Origin of the sequence: Janthinobacterium sp. PSRC1-1 (assembly GCF_049897525.1) — a bacterium.
Lineage (GTDB): Bacteria > Pseudomonadota > Gammaproteobacteria > Burkholderiales > Burkholderiaceae_D > Janthinobacterium > Janthinobacterium tructae.
The window spans coordinates 72,081-93,252 of sequence record NZ_JAFCWK010000015.1 but is presented as its reverse complement, the minus strand read 5'-3'; the positions used below and the strand labels follow the sequence as shown (position 1 = coordinate 93,252).

Genomic DNA, 21,172 nt, shown 5'->3' with positions numbered 1-21,172 from the left:
TAAAGCATCAAGCCTGCGGGCGGTCCGCCTTTTTCTCTCTGGCGACGAGATACAGCAGCACGATGATGACCGCGTACGGCAGCAGCGACAGCGCATCCGAGTGCAGGCCCGCGTAGAACGGATTGCCATGCTCGGCCCAGTCGGCCATCATCTGGTCGAAGTGCGTGAGCACGCCGGCCGTAATGGCGATGATGATGCCGGCCAGCGCGCCGCCGGCGATATAGCCGGACGCCAGCAGCACGCCCGAACTGCGGTCGCCCGCCAGCTGGCGCTCTTCTTCATTGAGCTTGGCGTTGTGTTCCAGCTTGTTGTTGCGGCGGTCCGCCAGCCAGCGCACCAGGCCGCCGACGAAGATCGGCAGGGTCGACGACAGCGGCAGGTACACGCCGACCGAAAACGCCAGCGACGGGATGCCGGCCATTTCCAGCACCACGGCGATCATCACGCCGAACAGCACCAGGGTCCACGGCAACTGCTGGTCGAGGATGCCCTTGATGATGTAGGACATCAGCACGGCCTTGGGCGCATCGTATTTCTTCACTTCCGAGCCGTCGGGACGCTTGCTGTAATGGCCATTGATGCCCGGATCGACCAGGTAAGCCAGCTGGCCATCTTCCTTCACAAAATACTTGCCGGCCGGGCCGCCCACGGTATCGGTCTTTTGCCAGACTTTATACGTGTTGTGGTCCGTATCGGCTTGCGGGCCATGCAGCTCGCCCGTCACCGTCAGCTTCGACGCGTCGACCGTCAGGCCCGGCGCCACTTGCGCGGCCGGCACGTAGACGGTGCTCGCCTCGTTCAGTTTCAGCAGAATCGGTCCGAGGATCAGGGCCGACGACAGCGCGCCGGCCAGAATCGCGTACTGCTGCAGGCGCGGCGTGGCGCCCACCAGATAGCCGGTTTTCAAGTCTTGCGACGTGGTACCGGCATTGCTGGCGGCGATGCAGACGATGGCGCCCACCGACAAGGCGGTCACATAGTAACGCCCGCCCGTCCAGCCCATGATCAGGAAGATCAGGCAGGTAAACAGCAAGGTGGCGACGGCCATGCCGGAGATCGGGTTCGACGAGGAGCCGATTTCGCCCGTCAGGCGCGACGACACGGTGGCGAACAGGAAGCCGAAGACGAGGATCAGCAGCGCGCCGAGGAAATTCATGTGCAGCGGCGTGGCGAAGGTGATCACGGCGATGATGGACAGGCAGCCGATGATGACCCATTTCAGGGGGATATCCTGGTCGGTGCGCAGGGTGGAGTTGTTCTTGACGCCCTTGCCGAGGCCCTTCAGGCCGGCCGACAGGCTGCGCCAGATCATGGGCATGGCGCGCACCAGCGAAATGAGGCCGCCGGCGGCCACGGCGCCCGCGCCGATATACAGCACGTAGGCGCTGCGCACGTCGTCGGCGCCCATTTCGCTGATCAACTTGGTGCCCGGCGAGAGCACGGTGGTCAGGCTGTCGCCGAAGAACTTGATCATCGGGATCAGCAGCAGATACGACAGCACGCCGCCGGCTGCCATGGTGGCGGCGATGCGCGGGCCGATGATGTAGCCGACGCCCAGCAATTCAGGGGAAATCTCGGCGCCGATGGAGCCGCCCTTGAGCGGCGCGGCGAATTCCACGCCCGGCGTATCCTTCCAGCCCTTGAACGAGATGTTGAACACCTTGTACAGCAGGCCGACGGCGAAACCGCCAAAGATGATCTTGGCGCGGCGCTTGGCGTCCAGCGCGGCGGCCGAATCCTTCTCGATGCTTTCGCCGGCGGCGATGCGCGATTCTTCCGTGGCGGCAGCCTTCAGCACTTCGGCGCAAGCCGTGCCTTCGGGGAATTTGAGTTCCTTGTGCTGGTCGACGATCATGGTGCGGCGCATGGGGATCATCATCAGGATGCCCAGCAGGCCGCCGAGGATACCGACCAGCATGACTCTAGAGATTTCCAGGTCGAAGCCGAGGATCAAAATGGCGGGCATGGTCACGCCCAGGCCGAAGGCCAGCGACTCGCCGGCCGAGCCGGCAGTTTGCGTGATGCTGTTTTCCAGGATCGACGAATCCTTGCCGCCCACCTTCTTGGCCAGGCCGAACAGGGTGATGGCGATCACGGCGACGGGAATCGAGGCACTGACGGTCAGGCCCACTTTCAGCACCAGGTACAGCGAGGAGGCGCCAAAGACCATCCCCAGGATGACGCCCATGAACAGCGCGCGGAAGGTCATCTCGGGCAGCTTCGCATCGGCCGGAATATACGGCTTCACGGCGCTCGGCATTGCATCTTTTGCCATAAATAAATCCTTAATTGTATAAAATAAACAGCCCGGATCGAGATCCGGGCTATTTGCTTGAAGCCGAGACTATCGCACAGCCGCGTTTCGATGAAAAGGTTTTTTGCTCCCGCTCCCGGAGGCCAGCCCCGCCACCCGCCCGCACCGGAAGCGCTGGCGCATTGGTCTATAATCGCTGCCACCGTGCCCCGCACGCTCACGTGAGACTGCCTTGACTGCCAAACGAACCGGATTTCCCTGGCCTTCCCGCCGCGCCACCGTGCGCGCCTTCATTATCGCCGGCGGCGCCGCGCTGGCCGCCGCCATGCTGCTGGCCGCTTACCTGTTCCTGTATGTGCGCCCGCGCCTGCCCGAACTGGACGTCATCACCGACTACCAGCCGAAGATCCCGCTGCGCGTGTACACGGCCGACAATGTGCTGATCGGCGAGTTCGGCGAGGAGCACCGCGACTTCGTGCCGATCGCGCAGGTGCCGGAAATGATGAAGAAAGCCCTGCTGGCCATCGAGGATGGCCGTTTCTACGAACACCACGGCATCGACTTCGTGCGCGCCGGCGGCGCCGTGCTGTCGAACCTGCGCCACGGCTTCGGCCACGGCGGCGGCTCCACCATCACCATGCAGGTGGCGCGCAATTTCTTCCTGACGCGCGAAAAAGTCGCCTCGCGCAAGCTCAATGAAATCATGCTGGCCCTGAAAATCGAAGCGGCCCTGTCGAAAGAGCAGATTCTCGAGCTGTACATGAACCAGATGTACCTGGGCCAGCGCTCGTTCGGCTTCGGCAGCGCGGCGCAGACGTACTTCGGCAAACCATTGTCCGAACTGTCGATCGCGGAAATGGCCATGCTGGCCGGCTTGCCGCAAAACCCCTCGCGCCACAACCCGATCAGCAATCCGAAGAAGGCGCATGCGCGCCAGCAGCTGGTCTTGAAACGCATGCGCGAACTCGATTACATCAGCGAAGGCCAGTACCAGCAGGCGCTGGCGCAGCCGCTGCATGTCAATACCCGCGGCAAGCAGGGTTTCGAGACGCACGCCGAATACGTGGCCGAACTGGCGCGCCAGGCCGTGTTTGCCCAATTCCAGGAAGACAGCTACACCAAGGGCATCAGCGTCTACACGACGATCCTGAAAGCCGACCAGGACGCGGCCTACGCCTCGACGCGCAGCAACGTCATCGCCTACGACCAGCGCCACGGCTACCGCGGCCCGGAAACCTTCATCGACATGCCGGCCGACCCGGAACAGCGCGACGACGCCATCGATGCGGCACTGCAAAAACGCCCGGACAGCGACGGCCTGATCGCCGCCGTCGTCACGGACGTGGCCAGCGGCAAGGTGGTGGCTGACACGGGCGACGGCGACGCCAAGGCCATCACGGGTGACGGCTTGCGCTTTGCCGCCCCTGCCCTGTCCGCCAAGGCGAGCGCCGGCATCAAGCTGCGTCCGGGCGCCGTGATCCGCATCACCCAGGATGCCAAGGGCAACTGGGCCATCACGCAAGTGCCGCTGGTGGCCGCCGCCTTCGTCTCGCTGGACGCGGAAACGGGCGCTTACCACGCCATGGTGGGCGGCTTCGACTACAACCTGCAAAAGTTCAACCACGTCACGCAGGCCTGGCGCCAGCCCGGTTCGGCCATGAAGCCCTTCGTGTATTCGGCGGCGCTGGAAAAAGGCTTTTCGCCGGCCACCCTGATCAATGACGTGCCGCTCGAACTGCAGGCGGGCGGCAAGGTGTGGGCGCCGCAGAATGACGACTTCAAGTTCGACGGCCCCATCACCATGCGCTACGCGCTGGCGCAATCGAAGAACGTGGCCTCGGTGCGCATCCTGCGCGCGCTCGGGGTCTCGTACACGCACGATTTCATGGAAAAATTCGGCTTCGATCCAAAGCGCCAGCCCAGCAACCTGACCATGGCGCTGGGCACGGGTTCCGTCACGCCCGTGCAGATGGCGGGCGCCTACGCCCTGTTCGCCAATGGCGGCCACCAGGTGGAACCGTATTTGATCGACCGCATCGTCGACGCCAGAGGCACCATCCTGATGCAGACCAAGCCGCCCGCGCCGAACGACGACAAGACCCTGGCGCTGGATCCGCGCAACGCCTTCGTGATGGACAGCATGCTGCGCGAAGTGGCCCGCACGGGCACCGGCGCGGCGGCGACGAAAAAACTGGGGCGCAGCGACATCGCCGGCAAGACGGGCACCACCAGCGACGCCGTCGACGGCTGGTTCGCCGGCTACGGCGGCGGCATCGTGGCGGTGGCGTGGATGGGTTATGACGAGCCCAAGTCCTTGGGAGGGCGCGAATTTGGTTCCACCCTGGCCATGCCGATCTGGATCGACTACATGCGCACGGCCCTGTCGACGCGCCCGCAAGTCACGCGCGCCGTGCCGGCAGGCCTGAGCCAGGTCGATGGCGAGTGGCTGTACGATGAATTCATCGACATGAACGGGATCAAGACCCTGGATATGGACGTGGAAACGCCGACGGATCCGGCGGCCGTGCCGGAGACGGTGCCCATGGAAACCACGAACTGACGCAGGTATCTTGTCGGATTACGCTTCGCTAATCCGACCTACCTGTTACTGCATCAATCACCAATCGTAGGTCGGGTTAGCCGGGACGGCGTAACCCGACAAGTGCCGCCGAGGTTTACACAGCGGTCATGCTCAAATACCCGCGCACCGTACTGACGACGCTATCGGCGAAATCGTCGACATGGACCTTCGCGGCGCGGTACTTCCAGCGCTTCACGTACCAGTCCTGGAACAGGGCCAGGCAGTGCGCTGCCAGCAAGGTGGGATCGCCCTGCGGCTTCGGTTCGATTTCGGCGATGGTGGCGGCGATCAGGGTCTGTACATACAGTTCCGAATTCTTCGCCATGCTGCGCTGCTCCACCTGCAGCACGCGCGAATCCATGAAGACAAAATAAAACCACGGCTGCAGCACTTCGGACAGGTAGATCGACGAGCGTATCATCGCCTCCAGCCGGTCCAGCGGCGACTTCACGTCGGCGAACAACAGCGGCAAGGCTTGCGTGGCGTGGCGCACCACGTCCTCGATCATTTCGGCCAGTTGGTCCTTGCTGGTGATGTAGCCATACAAGCCGCCCATCGACAGCCCCGTTTCGCGGCACAGGTCGCGCAAGCTCATGGCGCGGAAGCCCACGTCATTGGCCAGGCGGAAGGTGGCGACGAAGATGCGTTCAAGATTTTCCAGCGCCGGCTTGCGGCGTTTGACGCCGATACGTTCCGCGTGGCGGTCAAGAATATATTCCCAGATGTTTTCGCCATTTAAAGGCGTCATCTGCTGAAACTGTTCAAAATTGAAATGGGTCGACAAGTGCATTCCCAAGTAACGGTGTATGAGCAATGTAAGACAGCGCCTGAGTGGCGCTGCAAGACGGCGGGACGGCTGATGCCGGGCCGATTATAGCTCAGGAAAACAACTATTTGACCTTTCAACTATGTAATGGGCACAGACGCAAGGCCAAATTCCCACAGTTATTGCGCTGCATCATGCAATTCACAGCAATTTACATCCAGCGGTGCTACATTCAAAAAAACCGAGCGATCGCTATATTTAATGCATCGATAGAATGTGCAGCGGCGCACGGCACATCGCTACAGCATCGACATTTCCATACTATTTCAAATAACGGAGACAAAATGAAGACACGCTTTTGGCAACTGCTATCGACCCTGCTGCTTTCCCTCGCCATCCTGCCCGGCAGCGCCAGCGCCGCCGGCTATACGCAAACGAAGTACCCGATCGTGCTGGTGCACGGCCTGTTCGGCTTCGACAAGCTCGGCCCCGTCGAGTATTTCTATGGCGTGCCCGCCGCCCTGCGCAGCGGCGGCGCGCAAGTGTATGTGACCACCGTGTCGGCCGCCAACAGCACCGAAGTGCGCGGCGAGCAGCTGCTGTCGCAGGTGCGGCAAATCCTCGCCGCCACGGGCGCGGCCAAGGTCAATTTAATCGGCCACAGCCACGGCGGCCCCACGGCCCGCTATGTCGCTTCCGTGCGCCCCGACCTGGTGGCGTCCGTCACCAGCGTGGCCGGCGTCAACAAGGGATCGAAAGTAGCCGACATCCTCAGCGGCGCCATACCCAACACTAGCGGCGCGCTGGGCAATGCGCTCGCCTCCCTGATCGGCATTTTGTCAGGCAACAAGGGACTGCCGCAAAACGCGGGCGCCTCGCTCGCCTCCCTGTCCACGGCCGGCTCGCTGGCCTTCAATAGCCGCCACCCGCAAGGCGTGCCCACCTCGGCCTGCGGCGAAGGCGCCTACCAGGTGCAAGGCGTGCATTACTTTTCGTGGAGCGGCGCGCAACCGTACACGAATGTGCTCGATGCGGGCGACCCGGCCATGGCCGCCATCAGCCTGGCCTTCGGCGGCGTCAAGAACGATGGCCTGGTCAGCAGCTGCTCCAGCCACCTGGGCAAGGTGATCCGCGACGACTACGCCATGAACCACCTCGATGAAGTCAACCAGTTCGTCGGCATCGTCAACCTGTTCGAGACGAACCCCGTCACCGTCTTCCGCCAGCAAGCCAACCGCCTGCAAGGCCTGGGACTGTAAGGAGGCGACGATGCGCACGAACGCGAAATGGATCATCGGCACCAGCCTGGCGGCCCTGGCCCTGTACCTGGTGCTGCGCCCGGGCGAACCGCCCGCCCCGCCGCCGGAAAAGGCTGAACCGGACCTGTTCGCGTTCGTGCGCTCGATGCAAGGCACGCGACCCGATGGCAACGTGACGGTGGCCGTGGGCGACAAGCTGGTGGTCGACGCGGAACTGGCCCACCTGTTCGACTACTACCTGGCGGGCCTCGGTGAGAAACCGCTGGCCGCCATCCGCAGCCAGATCGAGGCGGAGCTCGATAAACGCCTGGCGCCCGTCCCCGCCCGCGAAGCCAAGCGCCTGCTGGGCGCGTACCTGGCCTACAAGCAGGCGCTGGCCGGTGCGGAACAAGCCTTGCCGGCGCAAGCCGATGCGGCCCTGGCGGCGCGCGCGCGCCTGCAAGCGATGCGCGCCATGCGCGGCAATTATTTTACGCCCGAGGAAAGCGCGGGCCTGTTCGGCGCCAGCGACGCGTATGACGACGATGCCGTGGCGCGCATGGCGATACTCGGCGACGCCACGCTGGACGAGGCGCAGCGCCAGGCGCAACTGGCCGCGCTGGACCAGAAGCTGTCGCCGGCCCAGCGCGAGGCGCGCGAGGCGCCAGCCAGGGTGGCGCAGCTGGACGCCTCCGTCCAAGCCTTGCGAGCCCAGGGTGGTGGCGAGAATGAAGTCTACCGCCTGCGCGCCAGCACCTTCACGCCAGCGGCGGCGGCGCGCCTGGCGGAACTGGACCGCGAAGAATCGCAGTGGCAGCAGCGCATCATCGCGTATCAAGCGCAGAAGGCGCAGCAGGCGGGTCTGCCCGGCGGCGCACAGGATGCGGCGGCCCTGCAACAGCTGCGCGACGCCAGTTTCACGCCGGAGGAACAGCGCCGGCTGGGCGCCTACGAATAGCGTTCACGCCAGCGGTGCCTTAAAAAAACGGCCGCGCAAGGCGGCCGTCCGGTAGCGCAGGCTGACGCCGTCACGCCATCAGAACACTTCCCACTCGTCGTCGCGCGGCGCGCTCTGGCGCTGGGACGGCACGGCGTGCAGGGCCGGGCGTCCCGCGGTGGGACGCGGCGGCGCCGGACGCTTCGGCGCCGCGCTGGCCACCACGCGGCGCGGTGCGGCCACTTTGGCCTGCGCGGCCGGCGCCAGTGCGCCATCGAGCTTGAAGACGCTGACCACCCCGGCCAACTGGCCCGATTGCTCCTGCAGCGATTCGGCCGCGGCGGCCGCCTCTTCCACCAGGGCCGCATTTTGCTGCGTCACCTGGTCCATCTGGCCGATGGCCTGGTTGATCTGGTCGATGCCCGAGCTTTGCTCCTGCGTGGCCAGGCTGATTTCCGCCATGATGTCCGTCACGCGCTGCACGCTGGCGACGATTTCGGCCATCGTGTTGCCCGCCTCGGCCACCAGCTTGCTGCCCGCGTCGACCGCTTCCACGGAATCGCCGATCAGCGTCTTGATTTCCTTGGCCGCCGCCGCCGAGCGTTGCGCCAGGTTGCGTACCTCGCTGGCCACCACGGCGAAGCCGCGCCCCTGCTCGCCCGCGCGCGCCGCTTCCACGGCCGCATTCAAGGCCAGGATATTCGTCTGGAAGGCGATGCCGTCGATGACGGAAATGATGTCGACGATCTTGCGCGACGAATCGTTGATGGCGTCCATGGTCTCAACCACCTTGCCCACCACATCACCGCCCTTGACGGCGACGCCGGAAGCGCTCAGCGCCAGCTGGTTGGCCTGCTGGGCATTGTCGGCGTTCTGCCGCACGGTGGCGGTCAGCTCCTCCATCGACGATGCCGTCTCTTCCAGCGAACTGGCCTGCTCTTCCGTGCGCGAGGACAGGTCCAGGTTGCCGCTGGCAATTTCCGACGACGCCGTGGCGATCGTTTCCGTGCCGCTGCGCACCTGGCCGACGATGTTGACCAGGCTGGAATTCATGTCTTTCAGCGCCTGCAGCAGCTGGCCCGTCTCTTCCGTCGTGTGCACCTCGATCTGGCTGGTCAGGTCGCCCGACGCCACCGTTTGTGCCACTTTCACGGCCGCATTGATCGGCTGGGTGATGGCGCGCGTGATGTAGGCGGCGCAGCCCATGCCCAGCGCGGAGGCCAGCAAGCCGAGGATGAGCATCAGGCTTTCCGAGCGGATCACGGCCGCGCTGCCGTCCTTGACACTGGCATCGGCCACGCCGTTATTGAGCTTGATGATCTCGTTGAGCGTGCCTTCGGCCTTGGCGAACAGGCTGCGCGAAGCCTGGTACTGCTGGTAGAACGCCACGAACAGCTCTTTCTGCCGCGGTTCGTCGCGGTTGTCGGCCAGCTGGCGCAGGATGGCGCGCACCTTGTCGTCATCGCCCTTCCAGGCGGCCCATTCCTCCAGAAAACGCTTCCACAGCACGGCTTCCTCGGGCGTTTGCGGCAGCGGCTCGTACAGCTTGCGGCCCGCCTCGATATTGCTCCAGGCGCGCGTGCGCAACTGCAGCGCTTCCGCGAACTTGTCTTGTGCCTGGTAATTGTTTTCATAGATGGCGGCCGTCAGGGTGGCGGCGGCGACGGCCGTCTGGCCCTCGTTCATCATCATCAAGCCCTGGATCGACGGCAGGCGCACCACGCCGATCTCGTTGACGGCGTTGCCCACGGTGGCGATGCCCGTGTAACCGCAGATGCCGACCACCAGCAGTGCCGCCATCATCACGGCGACGAGGGTCGCCAATTTCCATTTGATCAGTAAATTCTTAAACATAGCTAGGTCCTTTATTAGTCAAAACGGCTGCTGGCAAGGCTGAGGCTGGCATGTTCAGGTAAAACGGCTGACATTTGTATAAAGGTGGCGGGGGTGGGGCGTACGCTTCGTTACAATTGGCGAGAATTCATAAATGGAAGCATAGTGGAAAATGGGCGCGCTGGCTGCTACATACTTGATACAAGACAAGATTTATTTCTTTACTGTGGTACGTGTTGCACAGAAAACAAAAAAAATGGCCTGGCGCCCTGCTTTGGTGCAAAAAAATCGCCGCGTGCCACTATTGGCTGCGCAGTTGATAGTCGTATAAGATGAGCAACAAGCAAACAACAGGCAGACCATGGCATATCCTATCGAACACAAACTGGTGATCGGGGTCGCTTCCAGCGCCCTGTTCGACCTGGCCGAATCGCACCAGGTCTACCTCGACAACGGCCCCGAGGAATACCGCAAGTACCAGGAAACGCATATCGACACGGTCTTGCCGCGCGGCGTGGCCTTTCCCTTCATCCGCCGCTTCCTGAACATCAACAAACACTATCCGCGCCAGTCGCCTGTGGAAGTGGTGCTGTTTTCGCGCAATTCGCCGGAAACGGGTTTGCGCGTGATGCACTCGATCGCCCACTACGGCCTCGATATTTCGCGCGCCGCCTTCATGACGGGCAAGTCGCCCTACCCCTACCTGCCAGCCTTCAACGCCTCGCTGTTCCTCAGCGCAAATGAACACGACGTGCGCAGCGCGCTGGCCTGCAACTATCCGGCCGGCCTGGTGCTGCCGTCGCGCACGGAAGACGACGAGAACGACGAAGAACTGCGCGTGGCCTTCGATTTCGACGGCGTGATCGCCGACGATGAAGCGGAAACCGTCTTCAAGCGCAACAACGACGTCGATGAATTCCACGCCCATGAAACCCTGAACGTGGGCACGCCGCACCGCCCCGGCCCGCTGGCCGACCTGTTCCAGAAGCTGGCCACCATGCAGCGCCTGGAAGAAAAGGCGCAGCGGCGCGACCCCGGCTACAAGAAGATCCTGCGCATCGCCATCATCACGGCGCGCAATGCGCCCTCGCATGAGCGCGTCGTGACGACCCTGAAAAGCTGGGGCGTGGCGGCCGACGAGACGTTTTTCCTCGGTGGCATGGACAAGTCGCGCGTGCTGGCCGTGTTCAAGCCGCATATCTTCTTCGACGACCAGCTGAGCCATTTGAAGTCAGCCGGCGGCACGATACCGATGGTGCATGTTCCTTTCGGTATCGCGAATATGCGCGCAGGATAAAACCTGCTGCGCGTCGCGCTTTGCGGCCTGCGATGCTCACCGTACTAGCGTACGGCTGCGCTTCTTGACCACAAATCACTGCCGCTCGCGACGGTTTTCTCAAGCGCGGAGATGAGGGCGATGGTCTATAATCGTGCCTGCTGGCGCCTTCATGAAGGGCCCGCACGCAATACAGCCTTTCCTGTCAACTGCCTCTGCCACTAGTGTCATCGCCTGCATGTCCTTAGACTTAACAAAAGCTCTCCCCAAGCCCGGCAACCGCTACGCGCTGCCCGCCCTGTATGGTTCATCCGACGCCTATGCCCTGGCGCTGGCCGCTTTGGCCTTGAAAGCGCGGGGCCAGATGCTGGCCGTGGTGGTGGCGCAGGCCAGCGACGGCCAGCGCCTGCTCGATGAAATCCCCTGGTTTGGCGGCAAGGAACTGCGCTGCCACCTGCTGCCGGACTGGGAAACGCTGCCCTACGACGCCTTTTCGCCGCACCAGGACCTGGTCTCCGAGCGCCTGGCCACCCTGCATGAAATCCAGACGCGCCAGTGCGACGTGCTGATCGTGCCGGCCACCACGGCGCTGGTGCGCCTGGCGCCGCCGTCGTTCCTGGCCGCCTACACCTTCTTCTTCAAGAAGGGCGAAAAGCTCGACGAAGCGCGCTTGAAGTCGCAGCTGACCCTGGCCGGCTACAGCCATGTCTCGCAAGTGATGTCGCCCGGCGAATACTCGGTGCGCGGCGGCCTGCTCGACCTGTTCCCCATGGGGTCAGCCCTGCCCTACCGCCTGGACCTGTTCGGCGACACCATCGAGACCATCCGCACGTTTGACGCCGACACCCAGCGCTCGCTGTATCCGGTGCACGAAGTGCGGCTGCTGCCGGGCCGCGAATTTCCCATGGATGAAGCGGCCCGCACCACTTTCCGCAACCGCTGGCGCGAACAGTTCGAAGGCGATCCATCGCGCTCGGTCGTCTACAAGGACATCAGCAGCGGCATCGCCTCGGCCGGCATCGAATACTACCTGCCCCTGTTCTTCGAGCAGACGGCCACCCTGTTCGACTACCTGCCGCCCGACGCCTCGCTGGCCCTGGTGGGCGAGATCGACGCGGCCATCGGCCGCTTCTGGACCGATACCCAGTCGCGCTACCGCTTCCTGAAGGCCGACCGCGAGCGGCCGATTTTGCCGCCCGAAGCGCTGTTCCTGTCCGACGAACAGTTCTTCGGCCTGGCCAAGCCGTATCCGCGCCTGGCGATCACGAAATCGAACGATGCGCTGGCCTCCGAACTGTCGGCGCCCGTGCCAAACATCGCCGTCAACCGCCGCGCCGACGATCCGCTGGCCAACCTGCGCAGCTATCTGCTGCAAGCGGGCCGCCGCGTGATGATCTGCGCCGAATCGAACGGCCGCCGCGAAACCTTGCAGCAGTACTTCACCGAATACGATCTGCACCTGACGCCGGTGGAAGGCAGCGACGGCTTCCTGCAGTCCGACGCCAAGCTGATGCTGGGCGTGGCGCCGCTGCATGCGGGTTTTGAATTGTTCACGCCGGACGGCAACCTGGCCTTCATCACCGAGACGGAACTGTATGCCGGTTCCGGCCGCAGGGTCGGCACCAAGAAGCAGGAAGGCGTGACGCAGGTCGAGTCGATGGTGCGCGACCTGTCGGAACTGAAGATCGGCGACCCCGTGGTGCACATCAACCACGGCATCGGGCGCTACATGGGCCTGACCAGCATGGACCTGGGCGAAGGCGAGACGGAATTTTTGCACCTCGAATACGCCAAGGACACCAAGCTGTACGTGCCGGTGTCGCAGCTGCACGTCATTTCCCGCTATTCGGGCGCGTCGCCGGAAGACGCGCCGCTGCACTCGCTCGGTTCGGGCCAGTGGGAAAAGGCGAAGAAGCGCGCGGCAGAACAGGTGCGCGACACGGCCGCCGAGCTGCTCAACCTGTATGCGCGCCGCGCGCTGCGCCAGGGCCACTCGTTCGAATTCTCGTCGCACGACTACCAGCGCTTCGCCGACAGCTTCGGCTTCGACGAGACGCCGGACCAGGCCGAGGCCATCCGCAACGTCATCAAGGACATGACCTCGGGCAAACCGATGGACCGCCTGGTGTGCGGCGACGTCGGCTTCGGCAAGACGGAAGTGGCACTGCGCGCGGCCTTCATCGCCGTGATGGGCGGCAAGCAGGTAGCGATCCTGGCGCCCACCACCCTGCTGGCCGAGCAGCATGCGCAAACCTTCGCCGACCGCTTCGCCGACTGGCCCGTGCGCATCGCGGAATTGTCGCGCTTCCGCAGCGGCAAGGAGATCACGCAGGCGTTCAAGGGCATGGCCGACGGCACCATCGACATCGTCATCGGCACGCATAAACTGCTGTCCGATGACGTGAAATTCACGCGTCTGGGCCTGGTCATCATCGACGAGGAACACCGGTTCGGCGTGCGCCAGAAGGAAGCACTGAAGGCGCTGCGCGCGGAAGTGGACGTGCTGACCCTGACGGCCACGCCGATCCCGCGCACCCTGGGCATGGCGCTCGAAGGCTTGCGCGACTTTTCCATCATCGCCACGGCGCCGCAAAAGCGCCTGGCCATCAAGACGTTCGTGCGCAGCGAAGGCGAGGCCATCATCCGCGAAGCGTGTCTGCGCGAACTCAAACGCGGTGGCCAGATCTACTTCCTGCACAACGAGGTGGAAACCATCCAGAACCGCCTGGCCATGCTGACGGAACTGCTGCCCGAGGCGCGCATCGCCGTGGCGCACGGGCAGATGCACGAGCGCGACCTGGAAAAGGTCATGCGCGACTTCGTCGCCCAGCGTTTCAATATTTTGCTGTGCACGACGATCATCGAAACGGGTATCGACGTGCCGACGGCGAACACCATCATCATGCACCGCGCCGACAAGTTCGGCCTGGCGCAGCTGCACCAGCTGCGCGGCCGCGTGGGCCGTTCGCATCACCAGGCCTACGCCTACCTGCTGGTGCACGACGTGCAAGGCCTGACCAAACTGGCGCAGCGCCGCCTGGACGCCATCCAGCAGATGGAAGAACTGGGCAGCGGCTTTTACCTGGCCATGCACGACCTGGAAATCCGCGGCGCCGGTGAAGTGCTGGGCGAGAACCAGTCTGGCGAGATGACGGAAATCGGCTTCCAGCTGTATTCGGACATGCTGCACGAAGCCGTGCGCTCGCTGAAGGCCGGCAAGGAGCCGGACCTGGCCGCGCCGCTGGCCTCGACCACGGAAATCAACCTGCACGTGCCGGCCCTGCTGCCAGCCGATTTTTGCGGCGACGTGCACGAGCGCCTGTCGATCTACAAGCGCCTGGCCAATTGCGCCACGCCAGAGAAGATCGACGATATCCAGGAAGAACTGATCGACCGCTTCGGCAAGCTGCCCGACCCCGTGAAAGCGCTGATCGAGACGCACCGCCTGCGCATCGCGGCGAAAACCGTGGGCATCGTCAAGATCGACGTGCATGGCGAGGCGGCCACCTTGCAATTCATGGCCAAGCCCCCCATCGACCCGATGCGCATCATCGACTTGATCCAGAAGAACCGCCATATCAAGCTGCATGGCCAGGACAAGCTGAAAATTACGGCCGCCATGCCGGACCTGGCCGCGCGCGTGACGCAGATCAAGACCACCATCAAGCAATTGACGGTGTAGACCATTTCGACCATTTATGCAGGATAGCCCCATGACCAACACGACTTCCATCACCATGAACCTGATCCTGCAGGGCCTGGACGGCGATAGCGCCCGCCTCGAGCGTATCGCCGCCCTGGCCGCGCCCACGTCCGTCACGCGCCTGGGTCCGAACGCCGTGCGCTGCGAGCAGATCGCCTACTCGCCCGCGCTGCGCCCCACCATCGAAGTGGCGGCCCAGGCGGCGCAGCTGGACGCCACCTACATGATGGGCCAGCGCGCACTGAGTGAATTCAAGCTCGTGGCGATGGACATGGATTCGACCCTGATCACCATCGAGTGCATCGATGAAATCGCCGACATGCAGGGTCTCAAGCCGCAAGTGGCGGCCATCACGGAAGCGGCCATGCGCGGCGAGCTCGATTTCGCGGCCAGCCTGAAGCAGCGCGTGGCCCTGCTCGAAGGCCTCGATGCATCGGCGCTGCAGCGCGTCTACGACGAGCGGCTAAAACTGTCGCCGGGCGCGGAAACCATGCTGGCGGCCGTGCAAAAGGCCGGCCTGAAAACCCTGCTGGTGTCGGGCGGCTTTACCTTCTTCACAACGCGCCTGAAAGAACGCCTGGGCCTCGACTACACGCACGCCAACGAACTGGAAATCGTCGACGGCAAGCTGACGGGCCGGGTTTTGGGCGGCATCGTCGACGCCGAGGAAAAGCAGCGCACGGTGGAGCGCGTGTGCGCGCAGATGGGCATTACGCCGTCGCAAGCCATCGTCATGGGCGACGGCGCCAACGACTTGAAAATGATGGGCATCGCCGGCCTGTCGGTGGCCTTCCGCGCCAAGCCCGTGGTGCGTTCGCAAGCCGATGTGGCGCTGAACTTCGTGGGGCTCGATGGCATTCTGAACATTCTCAACTAAATTGAGTCGCAACATCCATCAAACCGATGACCAAAGAAACCCATCGCTGACGTAACTGATGCGGTTAGTCCTTGGGATCGCAGGATGTTGCCGGTCGACCAAGCAGCCATTGGGACGAGAGGGCTGAGGAAAATTACATAAATGACACTATAACAATCAAACTTGCCATCCAACCTCTTTCATGCGTAGTACATAAATCAAACCTGCTGTGCGAAATCATAGATTGTGCAATAGTCCGATCATTTCTGAATGCCATACATCGCCTCATATGTTTAGAAGGTGCTGTAATAGTATGTGAACAACATAAACTAAACAACTAGGATATCCCTGCGAATAAAGGTCAGAAAATATTTGCTACCATATACACAATGCCACCAAGAAACACCTGAACAATCTTCACCATGCGGGACTGAAATATTTAAACAAGAAAGATTAAGTTTAATTATAATTTTAAAAATAATTTTTTACTCTAATCCTCCTTCTACAATGAATCATTAAAATTCTAGGCGCCATAAATTAAATGGTATATTACAACAGACGGCGCTACAAAAGCTGGCGATCAAGAGGTTCGGGTCGTTCTTCTGCTCCGTCGAAATTTACGGTGCTAAGCGCCCTATTTGGTAGCGCCATTGAAAGAATACGCTACGCATTCATGAATCTTGATGAGGATGCTCGCGATGAACTTTTTTCCGACTATGGTGCAATTCACGGTGATTCAGCTGAAAGATACGCTCGCAAGACTTTCCCTAACTGGAAAAATGGGAAAACAAATCTTTCAGGTCAAACAATGGAAAGGCTTGTGGAGCTTGTTCCACCTTATCTTTCCTCTGAACAGCGCTTTTCGATATTGCAATTGGTTTTGAAACGTCATAAAAGATCGGCGCCATCTCGAACGATAAGAATAAATATAAAGCAACCAGAGGAAGGTTTTTCAGAACTACAGAACGCTCTGGCGTCAATGTCACACGATGATGTTTTGGCTCATTTGCCAGAAAATGTCATGAAGGCTGGCTCTTGGCTATACGATGATGACATTACAGCAGCAAGAGCAATGCTGGCAGAGGCAGAACGTTTGGAAAATGATATGATCCGCACGAAGGCATCGCGTGAAATCGCACTACTTAGAAGAACAATTTCATCAGGCCAAGTTCAAGCGGCAAATTACTCTGTTGAGATGCCAGCCGGAAATTTAAATGTTATAGCATTTACGCCATCAAAATGCTTTGTTGCAACAGTTTGCTTCGGCGAAGCTGCGCCAGAAACCGTCGCTTTGAGATTTTGGCGTGACCATTATTTGGTGGAAAAAAATTGGGGCAGAAAATTTATTGTTTGGTACTACAAAAACGGCGAAAAAATCGCAACGATTGTTTCCAGATCAACGTTTTTAATAGGCTTGGCAAGGGTCTGCATTAGTATATTTTCAAAAATCGTGGCACCTAAATTTAATCGGAGTATCGAATGAGTGATAGAAAGAATTTTCCTGTACAGGAGGACAGAAATAGTCCCGTTCAATTACACGATAGTGGCTTGCGAGCTGGATCATTAATCGATCAGTCCTTGTCAAGGCTTAATGAACAACAGGTGCAGAACTTGATGTCAAAGGCCGGCGAAGAAGCCTTGCGGCTTGAAGTAAAGAATCGTGAGCAAAATATGGACTATGTCATCGGAAAAAAAGTATCTGAAGATCATATTGATACGTTTAATATGCTCGAAAGGAACGGGAGAACGACGCGTCAATCAGTGACCTCCGATATAAAAACAGGCGCAGGAAATATGCGAATAGAAAGTAAGTCCGGAGCTACCTGTTTTGTCGCATCTGTAGCCTATGGCGATCAAAATCACCCAGATGTAATGTTCTTGCGTTTTTTTCGTGATAATATTTTGAACAACTCAAAGGCTGGGCGAGCTTTCATTGTTTGGTATTGGAGAAACGGTCCAAAGCTCGCAAAACTCGTCGGCAAGTCAGTTATTTTGCGGCATACTGCAAAAGCTTTTATTTCCGGAATTGTGAAACTACTAAAAATAATGTAACACTGTAGGAAAAGTATAGGAGCCTTACAAGTGTAGGGCATTCAAAATACGCTGGAAAGGCATAACCACCCGGCCACGCCCCTTTCACAGCCTACAGATGCCACAGCCGCAGCGGCAGCAAGCCCCACCAGGCCAGCACCAGCAGCAGTTGCAGCGCCGCCAGCAAGGCGAGCCAATCCCATTTCGCCCATGAGTCCGCCTCGGCCGCCGTGCCGCGGCTGCGCCAGCAGCGGGCCAGGCCGAACGCCGTCGCCAGCGGCAACGCGCCCGTCGCCAGCGCCAGCAGCACGCTGGCGATGGTCACGTCGCCCAGGCGCAGATAGGACTGGAAATAGAAAAACGGCAGCGGCAGGAGCAGCGCCAGCTGCGACAGCAAGGGCGCGAACAGATGGTCGCCCCGCCCCAGGCGGCGCAGCGCGGCGCGCCAGACACCCACCACCAGCACGTACAGCAAGCCCGCCATGCCCAGCGCCAGGCTGCCCCACAAGACCAGCATGCGCAGCATCGACACCCGTTCATAGCTGCGCAAGCCATCGCTGAGGATATGCTTGCCATCGTCCTGCAGCAGCACGTGCGACGGCGTGCTGCGGTCGCTGGCGCGGAACAGCAAGCCGCCCACCGGTTCCAGTTCCTTCGGCTCGCCCTGGAACGGGATCAGGAACAGCGACTCGCCATCCCATTTCAGACGCGTAAAGCCGAAGACGGCATCGACCCAGGCCATGCTGGCCATGGGGCTCGGTGACGGCACGTACACGCCCTGCCAGTTTTCCACCGTGGGCGCGGGCGTGCCCTGCGGCGCTGGCGCGCGCAGCGGCAGTTCCAGGTCGCGCAGCAGCAGGCGGTTGAAGCGTTCATAGTCGGCTGCTTCCGCATCCGTATTGAAGGCCGCGAAGAAGGCGCTTTTCTGTTCAGGATAAAGGCACAGCATGGCGCGAAAACCCACGGCCGTGCCAGGGTGGCAGGCGCCCACCACATTGTGGCGGTCGCGCACGGCCAGCGCCAGGCCATGGCCCGTTGCCAGGCCCGCCTGCGCCGCATCCGTGCCGGCCGGTTCGGACAAGGCGCCCATCAGCGCCGCGTCGATGAAGCGCTCGCCCTGCAGCTTGCCGTCGCCCATCAGGAATTGCGCCAGCTTGCCCATGTCGGCCGCCGTGGTGGTAAATTGCGCGGCTGGACGCAGGTACTGCGGCACGGCCGGCTGGGCCACGCCATGCTCGAAGTAGCCCATGGCCAGGCGCGGATCGCGCTGCGTGCCCGCCTGCGTGCTCATTTGCGTAACGAAGGAAAACGTGCTGTCGGCCATGCCCAGCGGCTGCAGCAGCTGCGCATCGAGGTAGCGTTCATACGGCTGGCCCGTGACCTTCTCGATCACCATGCCCAGCAAGCCATAACCCATGTTCGAATACGCGTAGCGGCTGCCGGGCCGGGCGCGCACGCGCAGCAGATTGCGCCCGCCGTCAAAAGCGTCGGCCAGCGGCGTCTGCGGCGCCGGATTCAGGCTGAACGCCTGCCAGAAGCGCACGTTATCGAGGCCGGACGTATGCGCCAGCAGGTGGCGGATGCGCAAGGGGTCGCTGGCCTGCCACGGGTTGCTCAGCGCCAGTGCCGGCAGCACCTGCTGCACGGGCGTGTCGAGCGTGAGCCGGTCTTCGCTGACCAGGCGCAAGACGCCCAGCGCCAGCGCCACCTTGCCCACGGAGCCCACTTGCACGCGCGTGTCCGCCTGCATGGGTAGTTGCTTGGCGGCATCGCGCTGGCCCGACGCGCCGACTTTGACTGTGCCATCGGGCAAGACTTCGCTCCAGACGGCGCCCGCCAGGCCCTCTTCCTTCAAGCCAGCGGCAAACTCCGCCTCCAGCGCAGGCGCGGCGGCATGGGCCGCCGTGGCGCACAGCAGCAAGGCCGGCACGGCGCGCCGCAGCCATGACCCGGCGCGCGCGGCCAGGGTGGGATGTGGATCTCGTTTCAACAATGTATTTCGCCTTTTCCCATGGATTGCGCTCCCGTTCAACAGAGCTTGTTACAATAAAAACCTGAACAAACAATCAAGCAGGAGCCTGCATGTCACAAGATATTATTTTAGATACCCAACTCCGGCAGACCAAGAACCTGGCCTGGTGGTTGTACCTGATACATGGCGCCAGCTTCGTGTTTTCGCTGGGCGCGTTTTCCTTCATTCCGCTCATCATCAATTATGTGAAGCGGGACGAGGCGGCCGGGACCTTCGTGTACAGCCATCACAGCTGGATGATCCGTTCCTTCTGGTGGTATGTGGCCTGGATCGTCGTCGGCGCCGTGCTATGGATGACCATCATCGGCATTCCGCTGGCGTTCGTCGTGTGGGGCGTGGCCTGGCTGTGGAAAGCCTACCGCTTGCTGCGCGGCTTCCTCGACCTGAACAACAACACCCCCGTCCCCATGTAAATTACTTGCGGGCAAGCCATCGTGCTTGCCCGCTTGCCGCTACATCGCCGCGAACGCCCGTTCGATATCGGCGATCAGATCCTGCGGATCTTCCAGTCCCACATTCAGGCGCACCAGCTGGCCTGGCAACTGCCAGCCCTTGCGCATGGCGGCGATGCGGTACGGCATCACCAGACTGTTCGCGCCGCCCCAGCTGTACCCTATCTTGAACAATTGCAAGGCATCGACGAAACGGTCCGTCTGCTGCTCCGTGTAGCGGGCATCGAACAGCACGGAAAACAAGCCGCCCGCACCCGTGAAATCGCGCTGCCAGATGGCGTGACCGGGGCAATCGGCGAAAGCCGGATGCAGCACGGTGGCGATCTCGCTTCGCCCCTTGAGCCAGGCGGCCACCGTGCGCGCGCCCGCATCGTGCGCGTCGAAGCGCAGCTTCATGGTCGGCAAGCCGCGCAGCACCAGATAGGCATCGTCCGCCCCCACGCCCATGCCAAGGCGCATATGCGCCAGCGCCAGGCGCTCGTGCAGCGCCCTGTCGCGCGTGATCAGGGCGCCCATCAGCACGTCCGAGCCGCCCGACTGGTATTTCGTCAGCGCCTGCATGATGATGTCCACGCCCAAGTCGAAGCCGCGCAGGGCCAGGCCGGCCGACCAGGTGTTGTCCAGCGCCACCAGCACGCCGCGCGCATGGGCGGCCGCGCAGATGGCGGGCAAGTCCGGCACTTCCATGGTCACGGAACCGGGCGCTTCCGTCCAGATGAGCTTGGTATTTTCCTGGATCAGGGCGGCGATGCCGGCGCCGATCAGCGGATCGTAATAGCGGGCCGTGATGCCGAAATCCTGCGCCAGCCAGCGTCCCAGTTCGCGGTTCGGGTTGTAGATATTTTCCGGCAATAAAACGTCATCGCCTGTCTTGAGCAGCGCAAAATCCGCCATGGCGATGGCCGCCAGGCCCGACGGCGCCAGCAGGCAGTACTTGCCCCCTTCGATCTCGGCCAGCCGCGCTTCCAGCGTGAACGTGGTGGGCGTGCCGTGCAAGCCGTAGGTGTAGGCATTCTTCTCTTTCCAGTCGCCCGAACGCATGGCCGCCACATCCTTGAACAGCACGGTCGATGCGTGATGGATGGCATTGGGAAACGCGGCAAAGCCTTGCGGCGCCTGGTAATCGCTGTGGATCAGCGCCGTCTGGGGGGATTTGATTGTGGTCATGGCGTCGGGAAATAAAAAAAGCGGGCCAGCAATTGCTGGTCCGCCT

At 61.8% G+C, this 21,172-nt stretch carries 14 protein-coding genes; 9 read left to right on the top strand and 5 right to left on the bottom strand.

Features of this window, described 5'->3' with window-relative positions:
- Positions 1-7: 7 nt before the first annotated feature.
- Positions 8-2,275, bottom strand: coding sequence for an OPT family oligopeptide transporter (locus ACP7DW_RS25135; RefSeq protein WP_426057227.1), 2,268 nt, complete (start codon positions 2,273-2,275; stop codon positions 8-10).
- Between the two features lie 211 nt (positions 2,276-2,486).
- Here ACP7DW_RS25135 and ACP7DW_RS25130 point away from each other — a divergent pair, with 211 nt between their 5' ends.
- Entirely contained in the window at positions 2,487-4,814 is a 2,328-nt protein-coding gene (locus tag ACP7DW_RS25130) for a penicillin-binding protein 1A (protein WP_426057226.1), read from the top strand.
- Between the two features lie 115 nt (positions 4,815-4,929).
- On the opposite strand, the gene ACP7DW_RS25125 is transcribed toward ACP7DW_RS25130, so the two are convergent.
- The gene (locus ACP7DW_RS25125) at positions 4,930-5,625 is read right to left on the bottom strand and encodes a TetR/AcrR family transcriptional regulator (protein ID WP_426057225.1); all 696 of its coding nucleotides are present in this window, start codon (positions 5,623-5,625) and stop codon (positions 4,930-4,932) included.
- A gap of 320 nt (positions 5,626-5,945) precedes the next feature.
- Here ACP7DW_RS25125 and ACP7DW_RS25120 point away from each other — a divergent pair, with 320 nt between their 5' ends.
- Both ACP7DW_RS25120 and ACP7DW_RS25115 read left to right on the top strand, forming a co-directional pair.
- Positions 5,946-6,860, top strand: coding sequence for a lipase family alpha/beta hydrolase (locus ACP7DW_RS25120; RefSeq protein WP_298405372.1), 915 nt, complete (start codon positions 5,946-5,948; stop codon positions 6,858-6,860).
- A 10-nt stretch (positions 6,861-6,870) separates the two neighbouring features.
- Positions 6,871-7,797: a lipase secretion chaperone gene (locus ACP7DW_RS25115; protein WP_426057224.1), complete on the top strand. Its 927-nt coding sequence runs from the start codon at positions 6,871-6,873 to the stop codon at positions 7,795-7,797.
- 78 nt (positions 7,798-7,875) lie between these two features.
- Here ACP7DW_RS25115 and ACP7DW_RS25110 read toward each other — a convergent pair whose 3' ends face one another.
- Complete coding sequence (locus ACP7DW_RS25110; protein WP_426057223.1) at positions 7,876-9,630, bottom strand: methyl-accepting chemotaxis protein; 1,755 nt, start codon at positions 9,628-9,630, stop codon at positions 7,876-7,878.
- A 340-nt stretch (positions 9,631-9,970) separates the two neighbouring features.
- Between ACP7DW_RS25110 and ACP7DW_RS25105 the strand changes: the two genes are divergently transcribed.
- The 5 genes from ACP7DW_RS25105 (at position 9,971) to ACP7DW_RS25085 (ending at position 17,496) form a co-directional block, all read left to right on the top strand.
- Positions 9,971-10,906 carry a 5'-nucleotidase gene (locus ACP7DW_RS25105; protein ID WP_426057222.1) on the top strand — a complete coding sequence of 312 codons (936 nt, stop codon included), beginning with the start codon at positions 9,971-9,973 and terminating at the stop codon, positions 10,904-10,906.
- A 217-nt stretch (positions 10,907-11,123) separates the two neighbouring features.
- The gene (gene mfd, locus ACP7DW_RS25100) at positions 11,124-14,567 is read left to right on the top strand and encodes a transcription-repair coupling factor (RefSeq protein WP_426057221.1); all 3,444 of its coding nucleotides are present in this window, start codon (positions 11,124-11,126) and stop codon (positions 14,565-14,567) included.
- Between the two features lie 55 nt (positions 14,568-14,622).
- Complete coding sequence (serB, locus tag ACP7DW_RS25095; RefSeq protein ID WP_426057254.1) at positions 14,623-15,465, top strand: phosphoserine phosphatase SerB; 843 nt, start codon at positions 14,623-14,625, stop codon at positions 15,463-15,465.
- 652 nt (positions 15,466-16,117) lie between these two features.
- The gene (locus ACP7DW_RS25090) at positions 16,118-16,927 is read left to right on the top strand and encodes a CFI-box-CTERM domain-containing protein (protein ID WP_426057220.1); all 810 of its coding nucleotides are present in this window, start codon (positions 16,118-16,120) and stop codon (positions 16,925-16,927) included.
- The gene (locus tag ACP7DW_RS25085; RefSeq protein WP_426057219.1) at positions 16,924-17,496 is read left to right on the top strand and encodes a CFI-box-CTERM domain-containing protein; all 573 of its coding nucleotides are present in this window, start codon (positions 16,924-16,926) and stop codon (positions 17,494-17,496) included. Before ACP7DW_RS25090 ends, ACP7DW_RS25085 begins: the two co-directional genes overlap by 4 nt.
- Before the next feature lie 91 nt (positions 17,497-17,587).
- Here the strand turns inward: ACP7DW_RS25085 and ACP7DW_RS25080 are convergent, their stop codons facing one another.
- Positions 17,588-19,465: a serine hydrolase domain-containing protein gene (locus tag ACP7DW_RS25080; protein ID WP_426057218.1), complete on the bottom strand. Its 1,878-nt coding sequence runs from the start codon at positions 19,463-19,465 to the stop codon at positions 17,588-17,590.
- 92 nt (positions 19,466-19,557) lie between these two features.
- On the opposite strand from ACP7DW_RS25080, the gene ACP7DW_RS25075 reads away from it, so the two are divergent.
- Positions 19,558-19,920 (top strand): DUF4870 family protein, encoded by a 363-nt coding sequence (locus tag ACP7DW_RS25075; protein ID WP_426057217.1) that lies wholly within the window; start codon positions 19,558-19,560, stop codon positions 19,918-19,920.
- 39 nt (positions 19,921-19,959) lie between these two features.
- On the opposite strand, the gene ACP7DW_RS25070 is transcribed toward ACP7DW_RS25075, so the two are convergent.
- Positions 19,960-21,126: a cystathionine beta-lyase gene (locus ACP7DW_RS25070; RefSeq protein ID WP_071077020.1), complete on the bottom strand. Its 1,167-nt coding sequence runs from the start codon at positions 21,124-21,126 to the stop codon at positions 19,960-19,962.
- Positions 21,127-21,172: the final 46 nt, after the last annotated feature.